Genomic DNA, 17,072 nt, shown 5'->3' with positions numbered 1-17,072 from the left:
ACAGTCCGGGAGCCGATTCATGTCCACCGCGAACCCCTCAGCGCTCTGGCAGCCCGACCCAGGGCGAGTCACCCAGGCGCAGGTCACCAAGTTCCAGGCCTGGGCGGCCGAGCACCACGGAGCCCCGTCCGACGGTGGCTACCCGGCACTGCACAGCTGGTCGGTACGGGAACTGGGCACGTTCTGGAAGGCCGTCACCGAGTGGTTCGACGTACGGTTTTCGACCCCCTACGCGCGCGTGCTCGGTGACCGCTCGATGCCCGGCGCCGAATGGTTCCCCGGGGCGACCCTGAACTACGCCGAGCACGCCCTGCGCGCGGCCGAGACCCGCACGGACGAACCAGCGCTCCTGTACGTCGACGAGACCCACGAGCCGACCCCGGTGAGCTGGTCCGAGCTGCGCCGTCAGGTCGGCTCCCTGGCCGCCGAGCTGCGCGCCCTCGGGGTACGCCCGGGGGACCGCGTCAGCGGCTATCTCCCGAACATTCCGCAGGCCGTGGCCGCCCTCCTCGCCACGGCCGCCGTAGGGGCCGTGTGGACGTCCTGCGCCCCCGATTTCGGCGCGCGCAGCGTCCTCGACCGCTTCCAGCAGGTCGAACCCGTCGTGCTCTTCACGGTCGACGGCTACCGCTACGGCGGCAAGGAGCACGACCGCCGTGACGTGGTCGCGGAGCTGCGCCGCGAACTGCCGACCCTGCGCGCCGTCGTCCACATCCCACTGCTCGGCACCGAAGCCCCCGAAGGCGCCCTGGACTGGTCCGAGCTGACCTCTGCGGACGTGCCGCCCGTCTTCGAAGAGGTCCCTTTCGACCACCCTTTGTGGGTGCTCTACTCCTCCGGCACGACCGGCCTCCCCAAGGCCATCGTCCAGTCCCAGGGCGGCATCCTGGTCGAGCACCTCAAGCAACTGGGCCTGCACTGCGACCTCGGCCCCGAGGACCGCTTCTTCTGGTACACGTCCACCGGCTGGATGATGTGGAACTTCCTCGTTTCCGGCCTGCTCACGGGCACCACGATCGTCCTCTACGACGGCAGCCCCGGATACCCGGACACGGGTGCCCAGTGGCGGATCGCCGAGCGCACGGGAGCGACCCTCTTCGGCACCTCCGCCGCGTATGTGATGGCGTGCCGCAAGGCGGGCGTCCACCCGTCCCAGGACTTCGACCTCACGCGTGTGCGGTGCGTCGCGACGACCGGCTCGCCCCTGCCGCCCGACGGCTTCCGCTGGCTGCACGATGAGGTCCGCGACGATCTGTGGATCGCCTCCGTCAGCGGTGGCACGGACGTGTGCTCCTGCTTCGCGGGAGCGGTGCCGACGCTCCCGGTGTACATCGGGGAACTCCAGGCCCCCGGTCTCGGCACCGACCTCCAGTCCTGGGACCCCGCCGGCAAGCCCCTGATCGACGAAGTCGGTGAGCTGGTGGTCACCAACCCGATGCCGTCCATGCCCATCCGCTTCTGGAACGATCCCGACGGCAGCCGCTACCACGACAGCTACTTCGACACCTATCCCGGAGTGTGGCGCCACGGTGACTGGATCACCGTCACCTCGCGCGGTTCCGTCGTCATCCACGGCCGCTCGGACTCGACGCTCAACCGCCAGGGCGTGCGCATGGGGTCGGCCGACATCTACGAAGCCGTCGAACGCCTCCCCGAGATCAAGGAGTCGCTCGTCATCGGTGTCGAACAGCCCGACGGCGGCTACTGGATGCCCCTCTTCGTCCACCTCGCCCCCGGCGCCGCGCTCGACGAGGCCCTCCTGAACCGCATCAAGCAGACCATCCGCGAACAGCTCTCCCCGCGCCACGTCCCCGACGAGGTCATCGAGGTGCCCGGCGTCCCGCACACCCTCACGGGCAAACGTATCGAGGTTCCGGTCAAGCGCCTTCTCCAGGGAGCCCCTTTGGAGAAGGCGGTCAACGTCGGCTCCGTGGACAACGTCGAGTTGCTGCACTTCTACGAAGAGCTGGCCCGCAAGCGCGGCTGATCAACCTCCGTAGGTGGCCTCGGACTCGTCGAGCACGACAGCGAAGTCCGAGGCCAGGCGCACCGCGTCGGAGGGTTCGAGTTCCGCGACCGAGATCCGTACACCGGGCGCGGAAGCGAGCCTGAACCGCGCACCCGCAGCGACCCACCATCCGTAGGACCGCAGCCCGTTGACGACGGCCGACTCGTCGCGCACCGGTACCCAGACATTCAATCCGCTCACGGAATGGGACGGGATCCCCTGTTCCGCGAGTTGGTGTCGCAGTGCGTTGCGCCGCAGCGCGTACGTGTCCTGTGCGCGGGCGACCAACGCGCGGGTGTCGTCGTCCGTCATCAGCTCGTACACCGTCTCCTGGAGCAGGTGACTGACCCAGCCGGAGGTGAGCAGCATCCGGCCGTCGTGCCGGGCCAGCGTGATCGGATCGCAGGCCGCAGCCGCCCACCGCAGGTCCGTCCCGAGGAACTTGCTCACGGTCCGCACGTGCACCCAGCGCTCAAGGCCGCCCGCGGCCAGCGCATGAAGAGGCGCATCGGCGACGGCGGACGCATGGTCGTTCTCCACCACGAGCACATCGGGCTCTTCCTGGAGTACGGCGACCAGAGAGTCCCGGCGCTCCGCCGAGAAGCAACCGCCGTACGGATTCTGCGCCCGTGGACTGCACACCACCGCTCGTACGCCGGCCCGTAGCGCGTCGCCCAGGGCCTCGGGTCGCATCCCCTGGTCGTCGACGGCCACCGGGACCGTACGCAGCCCCAGCGCCGTGACCAGGTCCAGCAGATGGTGATAGCCGGGGTCTTCCATCGCGACGGTGTCACCGGGACGCAACTCCACCGACAGCAGCCGCCCGATCAGATCGAGCGCGCCGTGCGCGAAGGTCACGTGTTCCGTCGGCACCCCGTCCGGTCGCAGCCAGTCGCGCACGGCGTCCTCCAACCGCGCCAGACGCGGCATGCTGCGGTGGGACCGCGCGCCGGGGGAGAGCCGCGAGGGCGGCACCAGGTGCGGAAGCAGCCGAGGGTCGGGATGGCCACCCGCCAGGTCCCGCAGCCCGTCCGGCACCTTCGGTGGCCGCCGCGACGCCACCGAGGGAGCCGCGGCGACCACGGTCCCGCCTCGCCCGCGCGTCACGACGATCCCGCGCCGCCGCAGTTCCTTGTACGCCGTCGCGACCGTCCCCGGGCTCACCCCGAGCTCGTCGGCAAGCCTGCGCACCGGAGGCAGCGCCGCTCCCGGCCCCAACGCGCCTTCGGCCACGCCTCGTTCGACGGACGAGGCAATTCCCTTGGCCGTCGCGCCACTGATCCCATATTGTGTTGCCACGTTACCAAGTATGTATCAATACATAAGTCCAAGCAAGGGGGGACGGTGGGACCGATCAGCCGCGCAGCCGCATGGTCGACACGCATTCCAGGAGGCCCCGACGGTCGAAGAATGCTCTGGATCGCCCTCGTCGACCGGACCGGCAGCGGCCTGTGGGCAGCCGTGTCGGTCCTGTACTTCACCTACGTCACCGGCCTGTCCGTGGCCCAGGTCGGCACCCTCGCGGCGGTCTCGGGGGCCATCGGCATCGCCGGCGCACCGCTCGGCGGCCGCATCGCCGACCGCCTGCCCCTCACCCGCGTCCTGATCTCCCTGCAGATGCTGCGGGCCCTGGCCTCCCTCGCCCTGCTCACCACCGACAACTACGCCCTGCTGCTGGCCTTCTCGGCCGCCGGCAGTTTCGGCGACCGGGCCGCCAACGTCCTCACCAAGCTGTACGCCACCCGCGTCTCCGGACCCGACCGCGTCCACTACCAGGCCGTCACCAGAACCGTCGCCAACGCCGGATGGGCCCTGGGCGGCCTCACCGCCGCGGCCGCTCTCACGATCGGGACGACCACCGCCTACCAGTGGCTCCTGACAGGAGACGCGCTGTCGTTCGTCGCCGCCGCGCTCCTCACCGCGCGCTGCGCCGAACCGCCGTCCCCCGCACGCACGATCGCCACGTCCAAGGACCCCGCCCCCACCACCAGGCCGGCCAACCCCTGGCGCGACCGCGGCTATCTCGCGTACGTCGCCACCGAGACCGTCCTCTTCCTCGACGACGCCGTGTTCAAGGTCGGCCTGCCGCTCTGGATCGCCCACTCCGACCAAGCCCCTCACGGCCTCGCCCCATTGCTCATGGTTCTCAACAACCTGATGGTCGTGGCCCTTCAGGTCCCCCTGGCCCGCTTCGGCGCCACGACGGCCGCCGCGCGCTCCCTGCTCCTCCCCCTCTCCGCCGCCTTCGCTCTCGGTGGCGTCGCCATGGCGCTCTCGGCCACGGGCGGAGCCTTCACCGCCACGCTGTTCCTCACGACCTCGGCCGTCGCCTTCACCGTGGCGGAGATGCTGCACGCCACCGTCTCCTGGGAACTCTCCGTCGCCCTCGCGCCCGGGACGGCCCAGGGCGCCTACCTGGGCGTCCATGGACTGGCGCAGTCCGTCCAGCGCAGCATCGGACCACTCGCCGTCACCGCGGCCATCGCGACCGGCCCCCTCGGCTGGACGGCTTTCGGCGCGACCATCGCCGTGACCTGCGTGTTTCAGCACCACCTGGTGCGCGACCAGCTCTCCCGCACCGCGTTGTCAGTGCCGCCGGTTACTGTGAGTGAGCATTGATCGACTGCGCACAGGGGGAAACATGGCGCACACCGAGCACCAGACCATGCGACGCGTCCTGCGCCGTGAAATCGCCGGCACCATCGGTCTGCTGACCGACGAGCACGACTTCACGGCGATGCGGCGCTACCGCACCTTCACGTTCAACGACCACACGACCTACCTCCAGCAGGTGGAATCCCTGCTCAGGACCCTGGCAGCCCAAGGCAGCCACACCACGGTCGCGCTCTTCGACCCCGAGGAGTACGCGGAGTTCTGCGCCCACAACGGCCTGGAACCCGACACCGCCGCCAGCCGCACACGTTTCACCGCCGAACTCGCCGCCACCGGCCCCACCGTCGCGTACGAGGGGCAGCCCCTCGCCGAACTCGTCCCCGACCTCGTCGACGAAGCCGTCCGCAAGGCGACCTGGGAGTACGCGACCACGCTTCTGGCCCGCATCGGCAACTGCGCGTCCTGCGGAGAGGACATCGGACGCGCGTCCTTCGCCCGCGCCTCCCACCTGCTCACCCGCGTCCTCGACACCGCGAGCCCCGGCGAGCGCCAACTCGTGTGCAGCGTCTCCGCGGCACCAGAAACACTCGTCGCGGTGCTGCGGGCGGACGACGACGCCGAGGGCACCACCCGCCTCGACGAGGCGGAAGCCCTCGAGTTCACCACCGTCCTGGCCCTGGGCCTCGCCACCGGCAGCGCCGGAGGACTCGTCATGCGCACCACCGCCCCCGACACGACCGACCGCGTCTACGGATGGCGACTGCGCGGAGAAGGCCTGCAACCCCTCACCGCAGGCGAGGTCTTCGACGCCTACTGCACCGATGTCACATCCGGAGACCTCGTCTCCCCGGAGTCAGGCGTCGACTACTGCGTACCTCCCGACCTCGGCGGCGGAGAGGAGGCGACAGGCCACACGCACTGAACGCGAAGGGGCGCCCCACCCGCAGGTGGAGCGCCCCTGAGCGACCTTCGCGCGACGAACGGTCCCGGCTACTCGCCGGAGAGCACCGCCTGGGCCGCCGTGCGCGCCTCGTCGGCCGTGTCCGTGGCACGTGCCGCCGCGGCGGCACGCTCGCACTGCGCCAGCGTGTACTTGGCGAGCGTCGCCCGGACATAGGGAATGGACGCGGCACCCATCGACAGGGAGGTGACCCCCAGACCGGTCAGCACACACGCGAGCAGCGGATCGGATGCGGCCTCACCGCAGACACCACAGCTCTTGCCCTCGGCCTTCGCCGCCTCGGCGGACACGGCGACCAGGTCGAGCAGCGCGGGCTGCCACGGGTCCTGCAGGCGGGACACCGCGCCCACCTGCCGGTCGGCGGCGAAGGTGTACTGCGCGAGGTCATTGGTCCCCAGCGACAGGAACTCGACCTCCTGGAGGATCGAGCGAGCCCGCAGCGCGGCCGACGGAATCTCCACCATCGCGCCGAACTTCGCCTTCAGCCCGGCGGCACGGCACGCGTCCGCGAACGCCTTGGCGTCGATGCGGTCGGCGACCATCGGTGCCATGACCTCGAGGTAGACCGGCAGCCCCTCCGCGGCCTTCGCGAGCGCCGTCAGCTGCGTTCGCAGGACATCGGGGTGGTCGAGCAGGGTGCGCAGACCCCGTACACCCAGGGCCGGGTTCGGCTCGTCGGCCGGAGTGAGGAACTCCAGCGGCTTGTCCGCGCCCGCGTCCAACACCCGCACCACGACACGCCCCTCGGGGAACGCCTCCAGCACCTGCCGGTACGCCTCGACCTGCTTCTCCTCGGACGGCGCCCGCTTGCTGTCGTCCAGGAAGAGGAACTCGGTGCGGAACAGACCGACACCCTCGGCCCCGGCCTCGACGGCGGCCGGCACATCGGCGGGACCGCCGACATTCGCCAGCAGCGGCACCTTGTGTCCGTCGGAGGTGGCACCCGGTCCGGTCGAGGCCGACAGCGACGCCTTGCGCTCGGCCGCCGCGGCCTCCAGCTGCGCCCGCTTCTCGGCGCTCGGCTCCACGAAGATCTCACCGGTGCTGCCGTCCACGGCGATCACCGTGCCTTCGGCGAGCTCTCCGGCGCCGGGGAGCGCGACGACGGCGGGCACTCCGAGCGCCCGAGCCAGGATCGCGCTGTGGCTGGTCGGCCCGCCCTCCTCGGTGACGAAGCCGAGGACGAGGGTGGGGTCGAGCAGCGCGGTGTCCGCGGGCGCAAGGTCACGAGCAATAAGGACGTACGGCTCGTCGCTGTCGGGGACACCCGGCATGGGCACCCCGAGCAGCCGGGCGACGATACGGTTCCGCACATCGTCGAGGTCGGCCACTCGACCGGCGAGGTACTCGCCAGCACCCGCCAGCAGCGCGCGATAGGAGGCGAACGCGTCATAGACGGCACGCTCGGCCGTGCTGCCGACCGCGATACGCCGATCCACGTCCGCCATCAGCTCGGGGTCCTGGGCCATCATGGCCTGCGCCTCGAGCACCGCCTGGGCTTCGCCCCCCGCCAGATTGCCGCGCGCCATCAGATCGGCCGCCACAGCCTCGACGGCCTTACGGGCGCGCCCCTGTTCGCGCTCCGCGTCCTCCGCCGGGATCTGCTTGGCAGGCGGCTCAAGCACCGCCGTTCCCATGTGCCGAACCTCGCCGATCGCCACACCGTGGCTCACGCCGACGCCTCGCAGCGTTGTCTCCATCTCACCCGTCTCCGGTAGTGCGGCGCGTCCCGCCGCCGCGGTGGTTTTCGAACCTGCCGTCTATGACGGCAGCGCTGTTGATGTCACTGCCAGCTGAAAAGGGCGTCGCCGGCCTTCACATCGCCGTCCTCGCGGAGATCACCGAGGGAGTCGGCTGTTGCCTCGAGTGCCACGATCGGGCAGATCGGGGACTTGCCGGCCACCTCGACGGCAGCCGGGTTCCAGCGCACGACGGCCTGACCGCGCGTCACGGTGTCACCCTTGTTCACGAGGAGCTCGAAGCCCTCGCCATTGAGCTGCACTGTGTCGATGCCCAGGTGCGTGAGCACGCCATGGCCCTCTGCGTCGACGACGACAAAGGCATGAGGGTGAAGCGAGACGATCACCCCGTCCACGGGGGCGACAGCCTCCCCGGGCTCACGCACGGGGTCGATCGCCGTGCCGGGGCCTACCATCGCTCCGGAGAAGACGGGATCCGGTACCGCGGCGAGTCCGATGGTGCGTCCTGCAAGAGGGGACGTCACGATGGTCATGGGAAGCCTCCCAGGGGTGGAGATTCATATGGGCCGTCACTGCCTGTACCGGACGGCGCACTGTTGAGCAGGGTATGTCATACGAACTGCCGGTTCCGCATGAGAGGTCCCGGTTGGCGGCCCTAGAACACCGCGCAAACGATTTGCGCGCGCTCCAAACCCCCATGTAGAGTCGTACTCCTGCTTGAGGCCGAGCGACGCGACCAAGCGTCCTTGCCTGGCAGCACCCAACTTGTCAGATCCTATCTCGGGGTCTGGTTCTGCATGTCCGCAGAGCCGTGGTCAGAGAGACGGAAAATCGCTGATAGTGTTTGGACCGCCGGAAAGGGAAACGCGAAAGCGGAAACCTGGAAAGCACCGAGGAAATCGGATCGGGAAACGGTCTGATAGAGTCGGAAACGCAAGAACAAAGCAGGACAGCAGGACCGAAGGGAAGCGCCCGGAGGAAAGCCCGAGAGGGTGAGTACAAAGGAAGCGTCCGTTCCTTGAGAACTCAACAGCGTGCCAAAAATCAACGCCAGATATGTTGATACCCCGTCTCCGGCCGATCGGTCGGGGCGAGGTTCCTTTGAAAAAGTCCTGCCGGGCATGGTCTCGGTGGGCGCACAGCGAGGACGCTGTGAACCGAGGGGATTATTCCTCCCTTCGGTTCCGCTCTCGTGGTGTCGTCCCGATTACGGGAAAACATTCACGGAGAGTTTGATCCTGGCTCAGGACGAACGCTGGCGGCGTGCTTAACACATGCAAGTCGAACGATGAAGCCCTTCGGGGTGGATTAGTGGCGAACGGGTGAGTAACACGTGGGCAATCTGCCCTTCACTCTGGGACAAGCCCTGGAAACGGGGTCTAATACCGGATAACACCTGCCCGGGCATCCGGGTGGGTTAAAAGCTCCGGCGGTGAAGGATGAGCCCGCGGCCTATCAGCTTGTTGGTGAGGTAGTGGCTCACCAAGGCGACGACGGGTAGCCGGCCTGAGAGGGCGACCGGCCACACTGGGACTGAGACACGGCCCAGACTCCTACGGGAGGCAGCAGTGGGGAATATTGCACAATGGGCGAAAGCCTGATGCAGCGACGCCGCGTGAGGGATGACGGCCTTCGGGTTGTAAACCTCTTTCAGCAGGGAAGAAGCGAAAGTGACGGTACCTGCAGAAGAAGCGCCGGCTAACTACGTGCCAGCAGCCGCGGTAATACGTAGGGCGCAAGCGTTGTCCGGAATTATTGGGCGTAAAGAGCTCGTAGGCGGCTTGTCACGTCGGGTGTGAAAGCCCGGGGCTTAACCCCGGGTCTGCATTCGATACGGGCTAGCTAGAGTGTGGTAGGGGAGATCGGAATTCCTGGTGTAGCGGTGAAATGCGCAGATATCAGGAGGAACACCGGTGGCGAAGGCGGATCTCTGGGCCATTACTGACGCTGAGGAGCGAAAGCGTGGGGAGCGAACAGGATTAGATACCCTGGTAGTCCACGCCGTAAACGGTGGGAACTAGGTGTTGGCGACATTCCACGTCGTCGGTGCCGCAGCTAACGCATTAAGTTCCCCGCCTGGGGAGTACGGCCGCAAGGCTAAAACTCAAAGGAATTGACGGGGGCCCGCACAAGCAGCGGAGCATGTGGCTTAATTCGACGCAACGCGAAGAACCTTACCAAGGCTTGACATACACCGGAAAGCATTAGAGATAGTGCCCCCCTTGTGGTCGGTGTACAGGTGGTGCATGGCTGTCGTCAGCTCGTGTCGTGAGATGTTGGGTTAAGTCCCGCAACGAGCGCAACCCTTGTTCTGTGTTGCCAGCATGCCCTTCGGGGTGATGGGGACTCACAGGAGACTGCCGGGGTCAACTCGGAGGAAGGTGGGGACGACGTCAAGTCATCATGCCCCTTATGTCTTGGGCTGCACACGTGCTACAATGGCAGGTACAATGAGCTGCGAAGCCGTGAGGCGGAGCGAATCTCAAAAAGCCTGTCTCAGTTCGGATTGGGGTCTGCAACTCGACCCCATGAAGTCGGAGTTGCTAGTAATCGCAGATCAGCATTGCTGCGGTGAATACGTTCCCGGGCCTTGTACACACCGCCCGTCACGTCACGAAAGTCGGTAACACCCGAAGCCGGTGGCCCAACCCCTTGTGGGAGGGAGCTGTCGAAGGTGGGACTGGCGATTGGGACGAAGTCGTAACAAGGTAGCCGTACCGGAAGGTGCGGCTGGATCACCTCCTTTCTAAGGAGCATCTAGGCTGCCGGGCTTGCCCGGTGGTCCAGGGCCATTACGTCGGCACACGTTCGACGGTGGTTGCTCATGGGTGGAACGTTGATTATTCGGCGCACTTGACTGTCTTCTCCTTCCAGTACTGCTCTTCGGGGCGTGGAACGAATGAGGGAAGCGGCGAGGGTGCCGGGCACGCTGTTGGGTGTCTGAGGGTATGGCCGATTGGCTGCCTTCAGTGCCGGCCCCAGTGCACTCGAACCGGAAGGTTCGGGGTGATGGGTGGTTGGTCGTTGTTTGAGAACTGCACAGTGGACGCGAGCATCTGTGGCCAAGTTTTTAAGGGCGCACGGTGGATGCCTTGGCACCAGGAACCGATGAAGGACGTGGGAGGCCACGATAGTCCCCGGGGAGTCGTCAACCAGGCTTTGATCCGGGGGTTTCCGAATGGGGAAACCCGGCAGTCGTCATGGGCTGTCACCCATACCTGAACACATAGGGTATGTGGAGGGAACGCGGGGAAGTGAAACATCTCAGTACCCGCAGGAAGAGAAAACAACCGTGATTCCGGGAGTAGTGGCGAGCGAAACTGGATGAGGCCAAACCATATGCGTGTGAGACCCGGCAGGGGTTGCGTATGTGGGGTTGTGGGATTTCTCTTTCACGGTCTGCCGGCCGTGAGACGAGTCAGAAACCGTTGATGTAGGCGAAGGACATGCGAAAGGTCCGGCGTAGAGGGTAAGACCCCCGTAGTCGAAACGTCAACGGCTCGTTTGAGAAACACCCAAGTAGCACGGGGCCCGAGAAATCCCGTGTGAATCTGGCGGGACCACCCGCTAAGCCTAAATATTCCCTGGTGACCGATAGCGGATAGTACCGTGAGGGAATGGTGAAAAGTACCGCGGGAGCGGAGTGAAATAGTACCTGAAACCGTGTGCCTACAAGCCGTGGGAGCGTCGGGCAAGCACTTGTGCTTGCCTCGTGACTGCGTGCCTTTTGAAGAATGAGCCTGCGAGTTTGCGGTGTGTTGCGAGGTTAACCCGTGTGGGGAAGCCGTAGCGAAAGCGAGTCCGAATAGGGCGATTTAGTAGCGCGCTCAAGACCCGAAGCGGAGTGATCTAGCCATGGGCAGGTTGAAGCGGCTGTAAGAGGTCGTGGAGGACCGAACCCACCAGGGTTGAAAACCTGGGGGATGACCTGTGGTTAGGGGTGAAAGGCCAATCAAACTCCGTGATAGCTGGTTCTCCCCGAAATGCATTTAGGTGCAGCGTCGTGTGTTTCTTGCCGGAGGTAGAGCACTGGATAGGCGATGGGCCCTACCGGGTTACTGACCTTAGCCAAACTCCGAATGCCGGTAAGTGAGAGCGCGGCAGTGAGACTGTGGGGGATAAGCTCCATGGTCGAGAGGGAAACAGCCCAGAGCATCGACTAAGGCCCCTAAGCGTACGCTAAGTGGGAAAGGATGTGGAGTCGCAGAGACAACCAGGAGGTTGGCTTAGAAGCAGCCACCCTTGAAAGAGTGCGTAATAGCTCACTGGTCTAGTGATTCCGCGCCGACAATGTAGCGGGGCTCAAGCGTACCGCCGAAGTCGTGTCATTGCAGCAATACGCCCAACGGCGGCTGTGATGGGTAGGGGAGCGTCGTGTGCCGGGTGAAGCCGCGCCGGAAGGCAGTGGTGGACGGTTCACGAGTGAGAATGCAGGCATGAGTAGCGATACACACGTGAGAAACGTGTGCGCCGATTGACTAAGGGTTCCTGGGTCAAGCTGATCTGCCCAGGGTAAGTCGGGACCTAAGGCGAGGCCGACAGGCGTAGTCGATGGATAACCGGTTGATATTCCGGTACCCGCTGTGAAGCGTCAAACATTGAACCAGGCGATGCTAAGTCCGTGAAGCCGCCCCGGAGCCTTCGGGCAAAGGGGAGTGGTGGAGCCGACGGACCAGACCTGCAGTAGGTGAGTGATGGGGTGACGCAGGAAGGTAGTCCATCCCGGGCGGTGGTTGTCCCGGGGTAAGGGTGTAGGACGTCAGGTAGGTAAATCCGCCTGGCACATAGTCTGAGACCTGATGCCGAGCCGATTGTGGTGAAGTGGATGATCCTATGCTGTCGAGAAAAGCCTCTAGCGAGTTTCATGGCGGCCCGTACCCTAAACCGACTCAGGTGGTCAGGTAGAGAATACCGAGGCGTTCGGGTGAACTATGGTTAAGGAACTCGGCAAAATGCCCCCGTAACTTCGGGAGAAGGGGGGCCATCACCGGTGATGAGTCTTGCACTCTGAGCTGGGGGTGGCCGCAGAGACCAGCGAGAAGCGACTGTTTACTAAAAACACAGGTCCGTGCGAAGCCGTAAGGCGATGTATACGGACTGACGCCTGCCCGGTGCTGGAACGTTAAGGGGACCGGTTAGTCACTCTTCGGGGTGGCGAAGCTGAGAACTTAAGCGCCAGTAAACGGCGGTGGTAACTATAACCATCCTAAGGTAGCGAAATTCCTTGTCGGGTAAGTTCCGACCTGCACGAATGGCGTAACGACTTCTCGACTGTCTCAACCATAGGCCCGGTGAAATTGCACTACGAGTAAAGATGCTCGTTTCGCGCAGCAGGACGGAAAGACCCCGGGACCTTTACTACAGTTTGATATTGGTGTTCGGTTCGGCTTGTGTAGGATAGGTGGGAGACTTTGAAGCGGCAGCGCCAGCTGTTGTGGAGTCGTCGTTGAAATACCACTCTGGTCGTGCTGGATGTCTAACCTGGGTCCGTGATCCGGATCAGGGACAGTGTCTGATGGGTAGTTTAACTGGGGCGGTTGCCTCCTAAAGAGTAACGGAGGCGCCCAAAGGTTCCCTCAGCCTGGTTGGTAATCAGGTGTTGAGTGTAAGTGCACAAGGGAGCTTGACTGTGAGACCGACGGGTCGAGCAGGGACGAAAGTCGGGACTAGTGATCCGGCGGTGGCTTGTGGAAGCGCCGTCGCTCAACGGATAAAAGGTACCCCGGGGATAACAGGCTGATCTTCCCCAAGAGTCCATATCGACGGGATGGTTTGGCACCTCGATGTCGGCTCGTCGCATCCTGGGGCTGGAGTCGGTCCCAAGGGTTGGGCTGTTCGCCCATTAAAGCGGTACGCGAGCTGGGTTTAGAACGTCGTGAGACAGTTCGGTCCCTATCCGCTGCGCGCGTAGGAATATTGAGAAGGGCTGTCCCTAGTACGAGAGGACCGGGACGGACGAACCTCTGGTGTGCCAGTTGTCCTGCCAAGGGCATGGCTGGTTGGCTACGTTCGGGAGGGATAACCGCTGAAAGCATCTAAGTGGGAAGCCTGCTTCGAGATGAGTATTCCCACCCCCTTTGAGGGGTTAAGGCTCCCAGTAGACGACTGGGTTGATAGGCCGGATCTGGAAGGCGGGTAACCGCTGGAGGTGACCGGTACTAATAGGCCGAGGGCTTGTCCTCAGTTGCTCGCGTCCACTGTGTTGGTTCTGAAACCACGAACAACCCCATGCCCAGGGCCACTGGGTGTGGTGCGGTAGTTACCGTTTCATAGTGTTTCGGTGGTCATAGCGTGAGGGAAACGCCCGGTTACATTCCGAACCCGGAAGCTAAGCCTCACAGCGCCGATGGTACTGCAGGGGGGACCCTGTGGGAGAGTAGGACGCCGCCGAACAAATTGTAGGGAGAACCCCCGTACCGGGAAATCGGTACGGGGGTTTTCTGCGTTCTGGGTCAGGTCTGTTTTCGCGGTGGCTCCGCCACCCCTCCGCACCTCGACGCGAGCGCTGCGGGTAAGGTCAGGGGGCATCGTTGGCTCGTTCCCCACAGGAGGCCCCCGGGTGGAGGTCCAGGAGACCCGCGTCCAGACGGACCGGGTCCTCACCATCCCGAACATCCTCAGCATGGCGCGCCTCGTCGGCGTACCCGTCTTCCTGTGGCTGATCCTCCGGCCCGAGTTCGGCGGTCCCAAGAGTGACGGCTGGGCACTGCTCGTGCTCATGCTGAGCGGCGTCAGCGACTATCTCGACGGGAAGCTCGCGCGGCGCTGGAATCAAATCAGCAGCCTCGGCCGGCTGCTCGATCCCGCGGCGGACCGGCTCTACATTCTGTCCACTCTTGTGGGGCTCACCTGGCGGGAGATTCTGCCGCTGTGGTTGACGGCTGTGCTTCTGGCGCGTGAGTTGGTTCTGCTGGTGGTCGTGGCAGTCCTCCGACGTCACGGCTATCCGCCGCTGCAGGTGAACTTCCTCGGGAAGGCGGCCACCTTCAACCTGATGTACGCCTTCCCTCTGTTGCTGCTCAGCGACGGAAGCGGATGGCTCGCGTCACTCGCCGCGATTTTCGGATGGGCGTTCGCCGGGTGGGGTACAACCCTCTATTGGTGGGCAGGAGTCCTCTACGTGGTCCAGGTCCGCCGGCTTCTCAGGGCGGACGCCATGGCCGATTGAGCTCGGCCCGATAGGGCAGCTGAAGTGCCCGGATGGCCCGCACTCGAAAACTGCGGGACAATCAGGATGGGTGAAGTCGGCTAGACCGTCGTCTCTTCAAGGAGGACGCTTCCGACATGAAGGCCGTCGTGATGGCCGGAGGCGAAGGCACACGCCTTCGTCCTATGACCTCAAGCATGCCCAAGCCGCTCCTGCCGGTGGTGAACCGCCCGATCATGGAGCACGTGCTGCGGCTGCTCAAAAGGCATGGGCTCAACGAGACCGTCGTTACTGTCCAGTTCTTGGCCTCTCTGGTCAAGAACTACTTCGGTGACGGCGAGGAGCTCGGTATGGAGCTCACCTATGCCAATGAGGAGAAGCCACTCGGTACTGCCGGGAGCGTCAAGAACGCCGAGGAGGCGTTGAAGGACGACACTTTCCTGGTGATCTCCGGTGACGCCCTGACCGACTTCGATCTCACTGACCTCATCAATTTCCACAAGGAAAAGGGTGCGATGGTCACCGTCTGTCTGACGCGTGTGCCGAACCCCCTTGAATTCGGCATCACCATCGTGGACGAAGAGGGCAAGGTCGAGCGCTTCCTGGAGAAGCCCACCTGGGGCCAGGTCTTCTCCGACACCGTCAACACGGGTATCTACGTGATGGAGCCCGAAGTCTTCGACTACGTCGAGGCCGATGTCTCGGTCGACTGGTCGGGCGATGTCTTCCCTCAGCTGATGAAGGAGGGCAAGCCGGTCTTCGGCTATATCGCCGAGGGCTACTGGGAGGACGTCGGCACCCACGAGAGCTATGTGAAAGCGCAGGCCGACGTCCTCGAGGGCAAGGTCGACGTCGAGATCGACGGTTTCGAGATCTCCCCGGGCGTATGGGTCGCCGAAGGCGCCGAAGTGCACCCCGACGCCGTACTGCGGGGCCCGCTCTACATCGGCGACTACGCCAAGGTCGAAGCGGACGCCGAAATCCGTGAGCACACCGTCGTCGGCTCCAACGTCGTCGTCAAGAGCGGAGCCTTTCTGCACCGGGCCGTGGTCCACGACAACGTGTACATCGGCCAGCACAGCAATTTGCGGGGCTGCGTGATCGGGAAGAACACCGACATCATGCGGGCCGCGAGGATCGAGGACGGCGCTGTCATCGGCGACGAATGCCTCGTCGGTGAAGAATCGATCATCCAGGGAAACGTACGCGTCTATCCGTTCAAGACCATCGAGGCCGGCGCCTTCGTCAACACCTCGGTGATCTGGGAGTCGCGCGGTCAGGCGCATCTTTTCGGCGCCCGCGGTGTCACCGGAATCCTGAACGTGGAGATCACTCCGGAGCTCGCCGTGCGCCTCGCGGGGGCGTACGCGACGACGCTCAAGAAGGGCTCCACCGTCACCACGGCCCGCGACCACTCCCGAGGCGCCCGTGCGCTGAAGCGAGCGGTCATCTCGGCGCTGCAGGCCAGCGCCATCGACGTACGCGACCTGGAGAACGTACCGCTGCCAGTGGCTCGTCAGCAGACCGCCAGGGGCAGTGCCGGCGGGATCATGATCCGCACGACGCCCGGGGTACCGGACTCCGTCGACATCATGTTCTTCGACGGACAGGGTGCCGACTTGTCTCAAGGGGGGCAGCGCAAGCTGGACCGGGTGTTCGCGCGGCAGGAGTACCGGCGTGCGTTCCCGGGGGAGATCGGGGATCTGCACTTCCCGGCCAGCGTCTTCGACTCGTACACCGGATCACTGCTCAGGAATGTCGACACCACCGGTATCACCGAATCCGGTCTGAAGGTGGTCGTGGACGCCTCGAACGGCAGTGCGGGGCTGGTGTTGCCCAGTCTGTTGGGCAAGCTCGGTGTGGACTCCCTGACCATCAATCCCGGTCTCGACGAATCCAGGCCCACGGAGACGGCGGACACACGGCGGGCCGGTCTGGTGCGGCTGGGCGAGATCGTCGCGTCCGCGCGGGCCGCGTTCGGGGTGCGTTTCGACCCGGTGGGTGAGCGGCTCTCGCTCGTCGACGAGAAGGGACGGATCGTCGAGGACGACCGGGCCCTGCTCGTCATGCTCGACCTGGTGGCCGCGGAGCGGCGCAGTGGGCGGGTGGCGCTGCCGGTGACCACCACGCGGATTGCCGAGCAGGTGGCGGCGTACCACGGGACGCAGGTGGAGTGGACGACGACGTCTCCGGACGATCTGACGAGGGTCGGACGCGAGGAGTCGACGATCTTCGGCGGTGACGGGCGCGGTGGATTCATCATTCCGGAGTTCAGCAGCGTCTTCGACGGCGCGGCGGCTTTCGTACGACTGATCGGGCTGGTGGCGCGGACGCAGCTCACGCTGAGCCAGATCGACGCGCGGATTCCGCGGGCGCATGTTCTCAAGCGCGACCTGGCCACTCCTTGGGCCGTCAAGGGCCTGGTGATGCGCCGGGTCGTGGAGGCGGCCGGGGACCGGTTCGTGGACACGACCGACGGCGTACGGGTCGTGGAGACGGACGGGCGCTGGGTGATGGTGCTTCCCGACCCCGCCGAGGCGGTGACGCATCTGTGGGCGGAGGGGCCCGACGACGCGTCCGCGGAGGCCCTGCTCGACGAGTGGGCTGCCGTCGTGGACAGCGCGGGTCGCTGAAACGGACAGC

8 protein-coding genes and 3 rRNA genes are annotated in these 17,072 nt (G+C 65.1%); 8 read left to right on the top strand and 3 right to left on the bottom strand.

Going from position 1 to position 17,072, the window contains the following annotated elements; translation table 11 throughout:
- Positions 1 to 19: 19 nt before the first annotated feature.
- On the top strand, positions 20 to 1,987 hold the full coding sequence (locus FNV62_RS11975; protein ID WP_143607571.1) for an acetoacetate--CoA ligase: 1,968 nt from the start codon (positions 20 to 22) through the stop codon (positions 1,985 to 1,987).
- On the opposite strand, the gene FNV62_RS11970 is transcribed toward FNV62_RS11975, so the two are convergent.
- Complete coding sequence (locus tag FNV62_RS11970) at positions 1,988 to 3,307, bottom strand: aminotransferase class I/II-fold pyridoxal phosphate-dependent enzyme (RefSeq protein ID WP_144315208.1); 1,320 nt, start codon at positions 3,305 to 3,307, stop codon at positions 1,988 to 1,990.
- Positions 3,308 to 3,418: 111 nt separating this feature from the next.
- Between FNV62_RS11970 and FNV62_RS11965 the strand changes: the two genes are divergently transcribed.
- Positions 3,419 to 4,627, top strand: a complete 1,209-nt coding sequence (locus FNV62_RS11965) for an MFS transporter (protein WP_144315207.1) — start codon at positions 3,419 to 3,421, stop codon at positions 4,625 to 4,627.
- A 22-nt stretch (positions 4,628 to 4,649) separates the two neighbouring features.
- On the top strand, positions 4,650 to 5,543 hold the full coding sequence (locus FNV62_RS11960; RefSeq protein ID WP_060902419.1) for a hypothetical protein: 894 nt from the start codon (positions 4,650 to 4,652) through the stop codon (positions 5,541 to 5,543).
- A 68-nt stretch (positions 5,544 to 5,611) separates the two neighbouring features.
- Here FNV62_RS11960 and ptsP read toward each other — a convergent pair whose 3' ends face one another.
- Positions 5,612 to 7,282 (bottom strand): phosphoenolpyruvate--protein phosphotransferase, encoded by a 1,671-nt coding sequence (gene ptsP / locus FNV62_RS11955; protein WP_144315206.1) that lies wholly within the window; start codon positions 7,280 to 7,282, stop codon positions 5,612 to 5,614.
- Positions 7,283 to 7,365: 83 nt separating this feature from the next.
- Positions 7,366 to 7,815 carry a PTS glucose transporter subunit IIA gene (locus tag FNV62_RS11950; protein ID WP_060902420.1) on the bottom strand — a complete coding sequence of 150 codons (450 nt, stop codon included), beginning with the start codon at positions 7,813 to 7,815 and terminating at the stop codon, positions 7,366 to 7,368.
- 687 nt (positions 7,816 to 8,502) lie between these two features.
- On the opposite strand from FNV62_RS11950, the gene FNV62_RS11945 reads away from it, so the two are divergent.
- From FNV62_RS11945 to FNV62_RS11925, 5 genes are all read left to right on the top strand, one after another.
- Positions 8,503 to 10,028 (top strand): 16S ribosomal RNA (locus FNV62_RS11945).
- A gap of 314 nt (positions 10,029 to 10,342) precedes the next feature.
- A 23S ribosomal RNA gene (locus FNV62_RS11940) occupies positions 10,343 to 13,464 on the top strand.
- 94 nt (positions 13,465 to 13,558) lie between these two features.
- A 5S ribosomal RNA gene (rrf, locus tag FNV62_RS11935) occupies positions 13,559 to 13,675 on the top strand.
- The 16S, 23S and 5S rRNA genes sit together here, the layout of an rRNA operon.
- A 166-nt stretch (positions 13,676 to 13,841) precedes the next feature.
- A complete protein-coding gene (locus FNV62_RS11930; RefSeq protein ID WP_054229135.1) occupies positions 13,842 to 14,450 on the top strand; it encodes a CDP-alcohol phosphatidyltransferase family protein in 609 nt (202 codons plus the stop codon).
- A 116-nt stretch (positions 14,451 to 14,566) separates the two neighbouring features.
- The gene (locus FNV62_RS11925) at positions 14,567 to 17,062 is read left to right on the top strand and encodes a mannose-1-phosphate guanyltransferase (RefSeq protein WP_054229134.1); all 2,496 of its coding nucleotides are present in this window, start codon (positions 14,567 to 14,569) and stop codon (positions 17,060 to 17,062) included.
- Positions 17,063 to 17,072: the final 10 nt, after the last annotated feature.

The organism is Streptomyces sp. RLB3-17 (assembly GCF_007113425.2).
GTDB lineage: Bacteria > Actinomycetota > Actinomycetes > Streptomycetales > Streptomycetaceae > Streptomyces > Streptomyces mirabilis_D.
The sequence above is the reverse complement of the archived record's forward strand: the minus strand, read 5'-3'. Positions and strand labels throughout refer to the sequence as shown.

What these genes read in the sequence shown, in the direction of transcription:
- FNV62_RS11950 (WP_060902420.1), bottom strand. Translation starts at nt 7,815, where the DNA reads ATGACCATCGTGACGTCCCCTCTTGCAGGACGCACCATCGGACTCGCC.
- FNV62_RS11965 (WP_144315207.1), top strand. Translation starts at nt 3,419, where the DNA reads ATGCTCTGGATCGCCCTCGTCGACCGGACCGGCAGCGGCCTGTGGGCA.
- FNV62_RS11960 (WP_060902419.1), top strand. Translation starts at nt 4,650, where the DNA reads ATGGCGCACACCGAGCACCAGACCATGCGACGCGTCCTGCGCCGTGAA.
- ptsP (WP_144315206.1), bottom strand. Translation starts at nt 7,282, where the DNA reads ATGGAGACAACGCTGCGAGGCGTCGGCGTGAGCCACGGTGTGGCGATC.
- FNV62_RS11975 (WP_143607571.1), top strand. Translation starts at nt 20, where the DNA reads ATGTCCACCGCGAACCCCTCAGCGCTCTGGCAGCCCGACCCAGGGCGA.
- FNV62_RS11925 (WP_054229134.1), top strand. Translation starts at nt 14,567, where the DNA reads ATGAAGGCCGTCGTGATGGCCGGAGGCGAAGGCACACGCCTTCGTCCT.